This is a genomic window from Zavarzinia aquatilis, from assembly GCF_003173035.1.
GTDB lineage: Bacteria > Pseudomonadota > Alphaproteobacteria > Zavarziniales > Zavarziniaceae > Zavarzinia > Zavarzinia aquatilis.
In genome coordinates, this window is the sequence record NZ_QGLE01000003.1 from 78,282 (window position 1) to 90,663 (window position 12,382).

Annotated in this window: 11 protein-coding genes; 2 read left to right on the forward strand and 9 right to left on the reverse strand. The window is 66.7% G+C overall.

Annotation, left to right across the window (positions count from 1 at the left end):
• Entirely contained in the window at nt 1-1,398 is a 1,398-nt protein-coding gene (locus tag DKG74_RS06645) for an NAD(P)H-dependent flavin oxidoreductase (protein ID WP_109903950.1), read from the reverse strand.
• Nucleotides 1,399-1,647: 249 nt separating this feature from the next.
• Here DKG74_RS06645 and DKG74_RS06650 point away from each other — a divergent pair, with 249 nt between their 5' ends.
• On the forward strand, nt 1,648-3,234 hold the full coding sequence (locus tag DKG74_RS06650) for a toll/interleukin-1 receptor domain-containing protein (RefSeq protein ID WP_109903952.1): 1,587 nt from the start codon (nt 1,648-1,650) through the stop codon (nt 3,232-3,234).
• Here DKG74_RS06650 and DKG74_RS06655 read toward each other — a convergent pair.
• Together DKG74_RS06655 and DKG74_RS06660 are read right to left on the reverse strand one after the other, a co-directional pair.
• Nucleotides 3,206-3,979, reverse strand: coding sequence for a hypothetical protein (locus DKG74_RS06655; RefSeq protein WP_109903954.1), 774 nt, complete (start codon nt 3,977-3,979; stop codon nt 3,206-3,208). The genes DKG74_RS06650 and DKG74_RS06655 overlap by 29 nt on opposite strands.
• Before the next feature lie 54 nt (nt 3,980-4,033).
• The gene (locus tag DKG74_RS06660; protein ID WP_109903956.1) at nt 4,034-4,837 is read right to left on the reverse strand and encodes a hypothetical protein; all 804 of its coding nucleotides are present in this window, start codon (nt 4,835-4,837) and stop codon (nt 4,034-4,036) included.
• 205 nt (nt 4,838-5,042) lie between these two features.
• Here DKG74_RS06660 and DKG74_RS06665 point away from each other — a divergent pair, with 205 nt between their 5' ends.
• Nucleotides 5,043-6,863, forward strand: coding sequence for a calcium-binding protein (locus tag DKG74_RS06665; RefSeq protein WP_109903958.1), 1,821 nt, complete (start codon nt 5,043-5,045; stop codon nt 6,861-6,863).
• A gap of 114 nt (nt 6,864-6,977) precedes the next feature.
• Here DKG74_RS06665 and DKG74_RS06670 read toward each other — a convergent pair whose 3' ends face one another.
• The 6 genes from DKG74_RS06670 to rbfA form a co-directional block, all read right to left on the reverse strand.
• Entirely contained in the window at nt 6,978-7,742 is a 765-nt protein-coding gene (locus DKG74_RS06670) for a hypothetical protein (protein WP_109903960.1), read from the reverse strand.
• Between the two features lie 115 nt (nt 7,743-7,857).
• Complete coding sequence (gene pnp, locus DKG74_RS06675) at nt 7,858-9,981, reverse strand: polyribonucleotide nucleotidyltransferase (RefSeq protein ID WP_109903962.1); 2,124 nt, start codon at nt 9,979-9,981, stop codon at nt 7,858-7,860.
• Nucleotides 9,982-10,222: 241 nt separating this feature from the next.
• Entirely contained in the window at nt 10,223-10,492 is a 270-nt protein-coding gene (gene rpsO / locus DKG74_RS06680) for a 30S ribosomal protein S15 (protein WP_109903964.1), read from the reverse strand.
• An 11-nt stretch (nt 10,493-10,503) separates the two neighbouring features.
• Nucleotides 10,504-11,433, reverse strand: coding sequence for a tRNA pseudouridine(55) synthase TruB (gene truB, locus DKG74_RS06685; RefSeq protein WP_109903966.1), 930 nt, complete (start codon nt 11,431-11,433; stop codon nt 10,504-10,506).
• Complete coding sequence (locus DKG74_RS06690; protein ID WP_109903968.1) at nt 11,430-11,900, reverse strand: YbaK/EbsC family protein; 471 nt, start codon at nt 11,898-11,900, stop codon at nt 11,430-11,432. Before DKG74_RS06690 ends, truB begins: the two co-directional genes overlap by 4 nt.
• A gap of 11 nt (nt 11,901-11,911) precedes the next feature.
• Nucleotides 11,912-12,367 (reverse strand): 30S ribosome-binding factor RbfA, encoded by a 456-nt coding sequence (gene rbfA, locus DKG74_RS06695; protein WP_109903970.1) that lies wholly within the window; start codon nt 12,365-12,367, stop codon nt 11,912-11,914.
• Nucleotides 12,368-12,382 lie beyond the last annotated feature (15 nt).

The following is a 12,382-nucleotide window of genomic DNA, read 5'->3' on the forward strand; positions in this document are numbered from 1 at the left end:
TCAATCGCCCGTGACCAGACGGTCGACGAGCTGGCGAACGGTCGGCACGAAGCCGTTGGAATAGAAGGGGTCGGTGCCGAAGCGATAGGCAGAATGGCCGGCGAACATCAGGTTGTTCTCCGGATCGCCGCCATGGGCGATGTCCTGCAGCGTCTTCTGGATGCAGAAGCTGCGCGGATCGGACTTCTTGCCCGTCGAGCCTTCTTCCCCCTGCGACCAGTTCGAGAATTTGCAGGCCGACAGGCAGCCCATGCAGTCGATCTGGTCCTTGTGGATTTCGCGCGCCTTTTCGGGCGTCACGAAGACCATCGTGTGGTCCGGGGTGCGCATCGCCTCGGAGAAGCCCTGACCCATCCAGCCTTCGGCCCGTTCCTTGTCGTGCGGGGTGACATAGACGAGGCGGCCGCGGGCGCCGATCGCCAGCGCCGCCTGATGGTCGCCCACCGGCTCGGAGGAATAGGCGATCTGGCGCTCCGACCGATCCTCGAGTTCACGGAGGAAGGGATTGCGCACGGCCGAGGAATAGAAACCCGTCGGCGAGAAGCGGTGCAGCGAGACCTCGCCCTTGGCGATGCGGGTCAGGCGCTGCTTCCAGCTTTCCGGGATCGGGCTTTCCTGCGTCAGCAGGGGCCGGGTGCCGAACTGGAAGATCACCGGCCCGACTTCCGGGTTGTCGATGAAATGCTGCCATTCGCGCAGGTACCAGACACCGCCCGCCATGATCACCGGCGTGTCGTGCAGGCCGGCCTCGTTCATGTCGCGGCGCAACTGGACAATGCGGGGATAGGGATCTTCCGGCACCAGCGGGTCTTCGGAATTGGACAACCCGTTGTGGCCACCGGCCAGCCACGGGTCTTCATAGACGACACCGCCGAGGAAGCCCGAGAACTTGTGATAGGCGCGCTTCCACAGCGCGCGGAAGGCGCGGCCGGAGGAGACGATGGGGTAATAGTTCACGCCGAAGCTGGCGGCGATTTCGGCCAGCCGGTAAGGCATCCCGGCGCCGCAGGTCACGCCATGGACGATGCCCCTGGCACCCTCGAGGACGCCCTTCAGCACCCGCTCGGCGCCGCCCATCTCCCACAGCACGTTGATGTGCAGGCGGCCCTTGCCGCCCGAGACGTCATGGGCGCGCTGCACCTGGGCGAGGCCGCCCTTGATGCCGTATTCGACCAGTTCCTCGTGCCGCTCGCGCCGGGTCTTGCCGCGATAGATCTGGGGAATCACATTGCCGTCGGCGTCGTAGCTGTCGGCGTTGACGGCCGACACGGTGCCGATGCCGCCCGCCGCGGCCCAGGCACCGGACGACAATCCGTTGGTCGCCGAGACGCCCTTGCCCCCTTCGAGGAGCGGCAACACCTCGACACCCTGAATACGAACCGCGTTTAGCGCCTTCATGTCCGACTGATTCCCGATAACCCTGACCGTCCCGCATCATGGCGGAACGATGACGTCTCCAATGTCGTCTACATATAGCGTATCGCAGGCAGCAATAAAGGCCCGCCGCGCCTTTCGAGGGGGGGTCGCGTCAATTTTGACCAGTGTGAATGAAAATTCCGTGCCCTGTGTGCGCAACACCACTGTTCAGCCCGACCGCCCGCGATAGACTGCACGCGATTTTCAGGGCTTTTTCAAAGGCGGCAGGGCATGAGTGCGCCGATCTTCATCAGTCACGCATCCGAGGATCGTGAGTTCGCCGAAAAGATCACGGCCTATCTCGAACAGCGTGGGGTGAAGTGCTTCATCGCGCCCCGGGATATCCGTCCCGGCGCCGACTACGCCGAGCAGATCATCGACGGGCTGGACGCGGCGGGGGCGATCGTCTTCCTGCTGTCCGAAAGCTCGAACAAGTCGATCTTCGTGCGGAAGGAGATCGAACGCTCGGTCTCGAAGGGCAAGAACGTCTTCACCGTCCGCATCCGCGAGGTGACGCCGGCCCGCGCGCTCGAACTCTTCGTCTCGTCCGAACAATGGATCGACGCCTGGCGCCCGCCGATCACCCAATATCTCGACCGTCTGGCCGAGGGGATCGCGGCGACGCTGAACATCCAGCTGTTGCCCCAGCCTGACCTCGCCGTCTTCGTGCCCCGTCCGGCCGAGACCCCGGCCGCCGAGGCCGCGCCGCCGCCGCCCGAGGCCAAGCCGGCTCCGGAAGCGGTGGAGCCGCCGCCCCCGCCGCCACCACCCCCGCCGCCACCACCCCCGCCTCCGCCGCCCCCGCCGCCGTTGTCGGTCGGCGACAAGCCGGCGGGCGCCAAGCCGGCGCCGACATCGGGCTCCAACCCGGTCGTGGTCGCGGGCGGGCTGGTCACGCTGGCGGGTATTGCCGGGGCGCTGACCTATTTCGTCGTTCTGCCCATGCTCGAAGGCAAGCCGGTCGATCCGGCCGCGCCGCCGGCCGTGGTGGCCGAGGCGCCGGCGACCGCGCCGCCAGCACCACCCACGCCCGCGCCGCAGGCCCCGGCGCCGGCGCCCACGCCCGAGCCCACGCCGCCGGCATCCGCGCCCGTGGCCGCGCCGGCCGCGGTCGACGTGCCCGATGCGGTGAAGCCGGCGTTCGAGCGTTATCTCGCGCTGCTGAACAGCGGCGATCCGGGCACGATCTATGACGAGCTGCTCGATCCCGACACAAGGGGCGCGGTCAGTCGCGATACCGTGGCGGGCATGTACAAGGACCGCGCCGATCGCTATGGCGAAGGCGAGGGGACGCCGGTCGTCGTCGTCGCCCTGCGGCTGGAAGAGCTGCCGTTCCAGCCGAAATCGAAGGGGCCCTATTACTACCTGCGGGTCGAGACGGCCCTGCCCAAGGGCACGGTGGCGGATGGCCTGATCTTCCGCGACGCGGGCGATGGCCAATGGGTGCTGGCCGATGTCGAGATTCAGGCCGCGGCCAAGCCCCTGACGGCGGGCGAGCGCGATCAGGCGTCGGGCGTCGCGACCAAGCTGTTCCAGGGTCTGGAGAATGGCGAAGTGAACAAGGCGCTGATGGTCAGTCCGGCCCCGGATTCCACCGAATGGTTCGACCGGGTGCAGAGTATGCGCGGCGGCGATCTGACGGATCGCAAGCTGGTCGCCACTTATGCCTTCACCGAATTGCTCGGCGAGGCCGGCGACTTCGCCTATGTCCAGTTCGCCGCCAATTTCACCGATGCAAGGGTGATCGAGCAGGCCTGGCTGCAGCGCAAGGACGGCGCCTGGAAGGTGGTCAGGTTCTGGGCCCAGCCGGAATATTGAGGCTGGGCGGCGTCTCGCCGGTCAGCGCGAAATAGGCCTGGGTCAGGCCGATCAGATGGGGGCCATAGGACAGGCCGTTGACGAAGCCCCCGACCAGCGCGACCAGCACCGCGAGGATGATGGCGCTGTCGGGCTGGGCCACGGCGATCGAGCTGACGAAGATCGAGGCCACGAAATAGGGCAGCCCGACCACCATGAGAAAGGCCAGCAGTTTGGGCCGCGATCCCCTGGCGAGGGCGAAGGAGCGGCGCGGATCGACCGTCTCGCCGAAGAAGGCGAGGATGGGGCCGAACACGAAGCCGGCGGCGACATAGATCACCACGGCGGCGACCGCGAGGCGCAGCACGGGATTGTCCAGCAGGCCAGGCGCCAGGCCCCCGATGACGCCGAGGACGGCGCCGAATGCCGCCATCAACCCGAAGATCTGCAACAGGACGAGATAGGCGCGCCGGGTCGCGATGCCGGGGCTGACCGCGGGTGGCCGGTCCAGGGCCCGGGCGACGAGATCGCCCCCCGCCTTGACCGCGAAGGGCACGGCCAGGGCAAGGCCGATCAGGGTGCCGACCATCGCGATCAGATAGACATCCTCCCTGTCGAGATCGTAAAGCGCATCGGCGCCATTGGTCAGGCCCAGGGAGACCACCGACGGCAACACCCCGAGGAAGAAGGCAAGGCGCAGCGATTCCCGCTCGAAGGTGACGCGAAACGCGCTCTGGATCATCAGGGCGAGCAGGGCAGGGGGCATGGCATCGGGTCCGCAATGACTGGTCGACCCTGCTACCCTTTATCGGTTGGCGGCTCAACCCTCAAAGGCGGTGGTGGCGATTTCGGGCGGCGGGCTTTCCGCGGCCCGGGCATCGGCCTCGTCCATGGCTTCGAGGAATTCCCGCAGGACCAGCACCTGGACAGCCACGCCCAGCAGGCTTGACAGCGCCGATAGCGCCAGAAAACTGCCAATGGGAAGCATGGGCTGGATCGGTTCGTATCTCAGCAGGAGCTGGAACGGCACCGTAACCAGCAAAAGCAGCACCATGCCCCCGACCAGGCGCAGTCGCCGCCCTCGGGCGTAAGCCCGGGCCTGGCGAAAGCCGAAGCGGCCTTTGAACATCACGCCGTAGCCGTAAAAGATGTGACTGAAGAGACACCAGAGCGCCACCAGCATCGGAAGCAAGGCGAGCAACATGGTGGTGAGCGGCCCTGTTTCCTCAACCTTGAATACGAAAGCCTGCAGCAACATGCCAGGGAGGAGGATGACGACCAGGGCCACGAAGAGGATCGCCACGACCTTGAGGGCGCGCAGGCTGCCCCGCCACCAAGTGACCGGGAAGGGGCGTCCGAAGATATCGGCGCTCAAGCGGGACGCGAGGATGACGAAGACGGGCAGGGAAAGAAGGCTGAGCAAGGCGTTCAGGAGGCCGGTCTGCCACGCATAGCTTTGCCAGGCGGCGGGATCGTTGAGTGCCGCCAGCTGTGCGATCCGGACCTTCGTCCACATCACGAACGCCGCCGCGCCTGCGAGCTGCAAGCCGACGAAGCCCAGGGTCACGGGACGGATCGTGTTACGGACGGCGAAGGTGAAGGCGGACCAGACGGAAACGGTCATCGAACTCTCCTGCGACCGGCGCAGGCTGACACGGTTCAATCAGGGCGGCAATTTCATATTCCTAATCAACCCATAAGATGGGTGCCGCGACCGGAGCATTTCGCGTCACTCAACCCGAATTGGCATCTTCCGGCCGCGCCTTCCTGCTGACAGGGATGTTAGTCTGCGTGCGACAGGGTAAGAGCCCGTCGTCCTTGGGGGAAACATGCCGATATTCGATTACAAGGGTCAGGATGGCCGCGATCTGCTGTCGACGGCCTGGTCGCTGGCGTCCTATACGGGCATTCAGTCGTTCGGGGCGGAGCCGCTGCTGCCCCTCGCCAATCCGTTGATGAATGTCGCCCTCGGCACCAATGCGCAGCCGCCCGCGGGCTGGCGCGAGGTTTCGGCGGCCGAGCTTGGCCTTGCCGCGTCCAAGGTCGACCTGCAGGGCTTCTTCGTCGGCAAGGGGCCGACGGTCGACGGGCTGTTCACCTCGCAGGCCAAGATCTGGGCGCGGGAGGATGCGGGCGGCCAGATCGCGCAGCTTTCCATCGTCTATGCCCCGACCAACAACCCGCTCGACGTCGTCGACTATCCGTCGATGATCGCGGGCGAATACGTCCATGCCTTCGACTATCTGCTCGAGGCGGTGAAGACCTTCGCGGCGGGCAAGGGGCTCGACGGCAGCGACGTTCTGGTGACGGGCTACAGCCTCGGCGCCGGCACGACCAACAATATGTTCGCGATCAAGGACAGCGCCTGGGGCGGCTTCTACGCCGCCAGTGACTATGTCGCGGGGGCGGTGCCGGTGATCGTCGACCGGCCGGGCATCGCCAATATCGGTTTCGAGAATGACGTCGTGCACCGGGTGGCGGGGGATTCCACCTCGTTCCAGGACGCGATCGACAATGTGCTGCTGCCGAACGATCCCAAATTCGCCAATTCGGTCGACAATCTGATCCTGTTCGACGATGCCTATGCCAGCCCGCTCTGGCCTTACGGCGTCTTCAGCATCGCCAATCTCACCGGCTGGATCGCCCATCTCGAAGGCGTCTTCACCAATCCCGTCGAGCGCATCGGCCAGTCGAGCTTCTACGATTATATCGAGCAGGACAGCGTGATCCTGCTCTCCTTCCTCAGCAATGCCACCCGCGCGCTGACCTGGGTGCAGGATCGCGACACGCCGACCTCGGACCATTTCGGCGACCCCGCCTTCCTGATCGGCACCGATTACTTCGACAAACTGGCCGATGGCGCCAGCGATGATTTCCTCGACGGTCTTGGCGGCAACGACCGCTTCCGCCTGACCACGGGTACCGACACGGTGGCTGGCGGCCTCGGCACCGACACGGTCGAGGTGAAGGGCGCGGCCGCCCGCTACGATGCCTTCCACCTGTCGGACGGCACGCTGTTCCTGTTCGACAGCGGCAACCTCTATGGTCTCAAGGACCTCGAGGGGGTGGAGCGGGTGATCTTCTCCGACCGGCCGGGCACCTGGTTCGGCATCGGCGACAAGGGCCTGACCAGCAGCACCGGCCTGTCCTTCATCGCCTATGACGCGGCGACCGAAGGCCGCGCCGGCAAGGACACGATCACCGGCGGCACGGGGGCCGACCGCATCTTCGGCCAGGCCGGCAACGACAAGCTCTATGGCGGGGCGGGCGACGACCTCGTCCACGGCGGCGACGGCAATGATTACGTCTATGGCGACGCGGGCAGTGACTTCGTCTATGGCGGCGCCGGCAATGACCGGCTCTACGGCGGCCTCGGCAACGATCAGTTGACCGGCGGCGTCGGCAGCGACCTGTTCTGCTTCAATTCGGGCAGCTTCGGCCACGACCGCATCACCGATTTCAACATCCATGAAAACGGCCACGACCAGCTGCTGTTCCTGAAATCGCGCTTCGCCACGGTGGACGCGGTGCTGGCGGCGGCCCATGCCGACGGCGCCAATGTCGTCATCGACGCCGGCAGCGGCAACAGCGTGACCTTGGTCGGTATCGCCCTCGCCGACCTGACGGCGGCGGATATCGTCCTGGTGTAACACCTTGCTACCCCTCACGCCATCCCTCTCCCCGGAGGGGCGAGGGGGGCGACGCAGCCTCGATATACCCCCTCGCCCCGCTTGCGGGGAGAGGGATGGGGTGAGGGGCGGCGCCTAGGCGGCGGCCGCCTCCGCCTCGAAATAGAGGCTGCTCCACAGCGCGATACAGGGCGCGGTCGCCGCGGCCGCGAGCGGACTCAAGGCGATATGCGTGATCAGGAAGAGGCCCCGGCTGTCGTTGATGATGAGGGCCGGCAGCATGAACACGATGCAGATCGCGAGGATCGCCACGACGAGCGCGAGGACGCGGCCGACAAGCGTCCAGCGGTGGCCGCGCGACAGCCGGCGCGCGGCGGCGAAACTGGACCAGCCTTTGTACATGACGCGGATCGGGTAGAAGGCGTGAGCAATGGCCAGAACCACGGCGGCCAGCACGGCGATGGCGCCGGCCGTGGCGCCGATGGGGTCGATGGCGCCCGGCGCCACGAGTTTCGTCGTCAGGATGACAAAGGCAAAGGGAATGGCGGTCAGCGCCAAGAGCGATAGCCCGCCGAGGATCTGCGTCTTCATCCAGCGGAACGCGCCCTCGACCGGGCCGACGGGCAGAGGGCGGCCGAACAGCCGGCGGTTCAGGCGCGAGCCCAGGGCGACGGGGATCGGCAGCAAGACCAGCGAGACCAGCATCATGGGCCGGGTGGCCTCCGCCTGCATCCTGTCGATTTCCATCGGCGTGAAATAGGGATCGGTGAACAGCCGATCCAGATTGCCGGTGGCGGCCAGCAGGCCGAAGTCCTGCGCCGCCTGCAGCAGGGCGAAGCCGAGGGCTTCGAGGCTCCACCATTGGCGAAGGGCGAAGAAAACCGGCCTGAAGAAACCCATGGATCACTCACTTCCCACGATTCGCTTCGGGGTAGTTGGGGCAATTATCACGGGCAAAGAAAAAGGGCGGCCCCGCGGGACCGCCCTTGTCTTTGCGATGAAGCGCCGGGGCCGATTACTCGGCGTCGGCCTTCTTCTCGGGGACGATGTCGGCGCCGGTCTGCTGGTCGACGACCTTCATCGACAGGCGGATCTTGCCGCGCTCGTCGATGCCGAGGACCTTCACCTTCACGGCGTCGCCCTCGTTGACGACGTCCGTCACCTTGGCGACGCGCTTGGGCGCCAGTTCCGAGATGTGGACGAGGCCGTCCTTCGAGCCGATGAAGTTCACGAAGGCGCCGAAGTCGACGACCTTCACGACCTTGCCGTCATAGACTTCGCCGACCTTGGCTTCGGCGACGATGCCGTTGATCCACTTGATCGCGGCTTCGATCGCGTTGGTGTCGGAGGCCGAAACCTTGATCGTGCCATCGTCGTTGATGTCGATCTTGGCGCCGGTCTTTTCCACGATCTCGCGGATGACCTTGCCGCCGGTGCCGATCACTTCGCGGATCTTTTCCTTGGGGATCGAGATGGTCTCGATGCGCGGGGCATAGGCGTTGACCTGGGTGCGGGCACCGGTCAGGGCCTTGGCCATCTCGCCGAGGATGTGCATCCGGCCGGTCTGGGCCTGATGCAGCGCGACCTTCATGATCTCTTCGGTGATGCCGGTGATCTTGATGTCCATCTGGAGCGAGGTCACGCCCTTGTCGGAACCCGCCACCTTGAAGTCCATGTCGCCGAGGTGATCCTCGTCGCCGAGGATGTCCGACAGGACGGCGAAACGGTCGCCTTCCTTGATCAGGCCCATGGCGATGCCGGCGACCGGGGTTTCCAGCGGCACGGCGGCGTCCATCAGGGCGAGGGACGAGCCGCAGACCGTCGCCATCGACGACGAGCCGTTCGACTCGGTGATTTCCGAGACGACGCGCAGCGTGTAGGGGAAGGCTTCCTTCGACGGCAGTACCGGGCGCACGGCGCGCCAGGCCAGCTTGCCGTGGCCGATCTCGCGGCGGCCGGTGGCGCCCATGCGGCCCGTCTCGCCGACCGAGAACGGCGGGAAGTTATAGTGCAGCATGAAGTGCTCGTGGTAGGTGCCCTCGAGCGCGTCGATCATCTGCTCGTCGTCGCCGGTGCCGAGGGTCGCGACCACGAGGGCCTGCGTCTCGCCACGGGTGAACAGGGCCGAGCCATGGGCGCGCGGCAGCACGCCGACTTCCGCGACGATCGGACGGACCGTGACGAGGTCGCGGCCGTCGATGCGGGTGCCCTTGTCGAGGATGTCGTTGCGGACGATGTCCGACTCCAGCGCCTTGAACTGCTCGACCACGCGGGCGACGTCGAAGCCTTCGGCGCCCAGATCGGCGACGGCCTTCTTCTTGGCGGCGCCGACGGCGTCGTAACGGGCCTGCTTCACGCGGATGCCATAGGCGGCGCGCAGGTCAGCCTCGACGGCGTCCTTCAGGCGGGCGACGAGGGCGCTCTCGTCCGGGGCTTCCGGCAGGGCCCAGGGCTCCTTGGCGGCGGCTTCGGCGAGTTCGATGATCGCCTGGATCACCGGCTGCATCGCGCGGTGGCCGAACATGACGGCGCCCAGCATGACCTCTTCCGACAGCTGCTTGGCTTCGGATTCGACCATCAGCACGGCGTCGCCCGTGCCCGCGACCACGAGGTCGAGGTCCGAGGTCGGCAGTTCGTCGAGCTGCGGGTTGAGGACGTATTCGCCGTTGATGTAACCGACGCGGGCGGCGCCGATCGGGCCGAGGAAGGGCACGCCCGACAGGGTCAGGGCGGCGGAGGCGCCGATCATGGCCGCGATGTCGGGATCATTCTCGAGATCGTGGCAGAGGACGGTGGCGATGACCTGGGTCTCGTTGCGGAAACCGTCGACGAAGAGCGGACGGATCGGGCGGTCGATGAGGCGGGAGACCAGGGTCTCCTTCTCGGTCGGACGGCCTTCGCGCTTGAAGAAACCGCCGGGAATCTTGCCGGCCGCGTAGGCCTTTTCCTGGTAGTTCACCGTGAGCGGGAAGAAATCCACCCCGGGCTTCACGGATTTGGCGGCGACGGCGGTGACCAGCACGGTGGTGTCGCCATACTGGACGAGCACGGCGCCGTCGGCCTGACGCGCGATGCGGCCGGTCTCGAGGACCAGCTGGCGACCGCCCCAGGTCAGTTCCTTGCGGTGAATGGTGAACATATCTCTATCCTTCCTGACGGGTTTCCGCCCTTGCGGCCGACCCGTGGGCTTTCAGCCCCGTGGGAGCGCGGCCCCTGCCGTGCCCCTGTCTGCCCGCGCCGGACCTTCCGCGCGGTATGTCCCGGATGACCCCCCGGAAATGGGGAAGGGCCCGGCCGGCACTATCCGCGTCGCGGAATTGCCGGCCGGGCCCCGATGTCCCGAAGGGGCGGCGCGATGGAAATATCGTCCGCCCGTATCGTCACTTGCGCAGGCCGAGACGGCCGATCAGGCTCGTGTAGCGGGCCGTGTCGCGCGACTTCAGATAGTCGAGCAGACGGCGACGCTGCGAGACCAGCATCAGAAGGCCACGACGCGAGTGGTTGTCCTTCTTGTGGGTCTTGAAGTGCTCGGTCAGGTTGGCGATGCGCTCCGACAGGACCGCAACCTGCACTTCCGGCGAACCGGTGTCACCCTCGTGGGTGGCGTATTCCTTGACGAGCGCGGACTTGCGCTCCGGCGTGATCGACATCGTGTGGTCTCCTAATCAAGGTGGAAAACACGCACCGGGCGGACAAGCGGGCCATCGACCCGCCCCAACGCCACAAGGCCCGTCGGCGCCATCAGGCGGACAACGGCTTCCCCGTCACGCTGTTGCACGGTGCCCGACATTCCGATTGCCCGGCCATCCTTGAGGGCCCGGGCATCACCTGCCGTCACGGCTAGCGCCGGGATGTCGTCCAGCGCAGTCACGACGGGCAGCAGAATGCCGTCAGGGGGCGATGTATGAAGCAAATCCGGGTGGTTTTCCACAAGATTCTGGACCTGCTCCGGCGTCACGGCGCGGTCGAGGCCGAAGGGCCCGACCCGCAGCCGGCGCAGCATGACGACATGGCCGACGGTGCCGAGCGCCCGCGACAGGTCGCGCGCCAGCGAGCGGACATAGGTGCCTTTGCCGCAATCGACCTCGAAGGTGGCATGGTCGGCATCCGGCCGCTCGACGAGGCGAAAGGACAGGATTTCGACCGCGCGCGCGGCGAGTTCCACCGTCTCGCCCGCCCGCGCCAGGTCATAGGCGCGCTCCCCGTCGACCTTGATCGCGGAAAAGATCGGCGGCACCTGTTCGATCGTGCCCTGGAAGGCGGGCAGGGCGGCCTCGATCGCCGCCGTTTCCGGCCGGGATGGGGACGTCGCCGTCACCTCGCCCTCGGCGTCGAGGGTGGTGGTCTCGATGCCGAAGCGGATGGTGAAGCGATAGGTCTTGGTGGCGTCGACGACATAGGGCAGGGCCTTCGTGGCCTCGCCGAAGGCCAGCGGCAGGATGCCGGTCGCCAGCGGGTCGAGGGTGCCGCCATGGCCGCCCTTGGCCGCCGACAATTGCCAGCGCAGCTTGCCGAGAGCCTGGGTCGAGGTGACGCCCAGCGGTTTGTCGAGGATGACCCAGCCGTTGACGACGCGCTTGCCGCGCTTCAAGGCGCAGGGTCCTGGCAGATGTCGACCCAGGTCGCCGCGGTGATGGCGGCGAGCCGGTCCGGCGCGATGAACAGGGCGGAGTTGGTCGAGCCGGCGGCGGGCACCACGACGTCATAGGCCTTCAGCGAGACATCGCAATAGACCTTCAGCGGCCGGGCGAGACCGAAGGGGCAGACCCCGCCCACCGGATGGCCGGTCAGATCCGAGACTTCCTCGATCCCCAGCATCCGGGGCTTGGTGCCGAAGGCATCCTTGCATTTCCGGTTGTCGAGCCGGGCATCGCCCCGCGCGACCACCAGCACCACGTCCTCGCCAAGGCGCAGGGACAGGGTCTTGGCGATCTGGCCGGGCTCGACGCCATGGGCGGCGGCGGCCAGCGGCACCGTGGCCGAGGATTCGGCGGTCTCGATGATGGCGATATCGGGGGCGTGCTGCGCCATGAAGGCGCGGACGGACTCGAGACTCATGATGGCGCCGTTCAGTCCTCGTCGTCGGCCCAGCCGGCCTCTTCGAGGTCGTGCTTCACCCGCGGCGTGTCCAGCAGGGTGCGGATGCGGTCGGCCTCGTCAAAGCTCTCGTCGCCGATGAAGGTCAGCTTGGGCGTGAACTTCAGCTCGGTGCCCTTCGACACCTGGCCGCGGATGAAGGTCGCGGCATGGTTCAGCGCGGCGATCACTTCCGCCGTGTTCTTGCCCGACAACGGCAGGGCGAAGACGGTCGCGTTCTTCAGGTCCGGGCTGACCCGGACTTCCGACACGGTGATGGCGATGCCGGTCAGATGCGGATCGTGGATCACGTCGCGGCGCAGCAGCTCGGCGATCAGATGGCGCAGCAATTCACCCACGCGCAGCTGGCGCTGGCTGGCGGCCCGGCCGGCGCGATGATCGTCGTCGCGACCCTGCCGGCTGCCTGCCGGCGAACGACCACGAGACATGGCATGTCCTTTCCG

Bases quoted from the DNA above. Each gene is read 5' to 3' on its own strand.
- DKG74_RS06655 (WP_109903954.1), bottom strand. From the start codon at position 3,979: ATGCCCCCTGCCCTGCTCGCCCTGATGATCCAGAGCGCGTTTCGCGTC.
- rbfA (WP_109903970.1), bottom strand. From the start codon at position 12,367: ATGTCTCGTGGTCGTTCGCCGGCAGGCAGCCGGCAGGGTCGCGACGAC.
- DKG74_RS06645 (WP_109903950.1), bottom strand. From the start codon at position 1,398: ATGAAGGCGCTAAACGCGGTTCGTATTCAGGGTGTCGAGGTGTTGCCG.
- DKG74_RS06650 (WP_109903952.1), top strand. From the start codon at position 1,648: ATGAGTGCGCCGATCTTCATCAGTCACGCATCCGAGGATCGTGAGTTC.
- DKG74_RS06690 (WP_109903968.1), bottom strand. From the start codon at position 11,900: ATGAGTCTCGAGTCCGTCCGCGCCTTCATGGCGCAGCACGCCCCCGAT.
- DKG74_RS06665 (WP_109903958.1), top strand. From the start codon at position 5,043: ATGCCGATATTCGATTACAAGGGTCAGGATGGCCGCGATCTGCTGTCG.
- DKG74_RS06660 (WP_109903956.1), bottom strand. From the start codon at position 4,837: ATGACCGTTTCCGTCTGGTCCGCCTTCACCTTCGCCGTCCGTAACACG.
- pnp (WP_109903962.1), bottom strand. From the start codon at position 9,981: ATGTTCACCATTCACCGCAAGGAACTGACCTGGGGCGGTCGCCAGCTG.
- rpsO (WP_109903964.1), bottom strand. From the start codon at position 10,492: ATGTCGATCACGCCGGAGCGCAAGTCCGCGCTCGTCAAGGAATACGCC.
- DKG74_RS06670 (WP_109903960.1), bottom strand. From the start codon at position 7,742: ATGGGTTTCTTCAGGCCGGTTTTCTTCGCCCTTCGCCAATGGTGGAGC.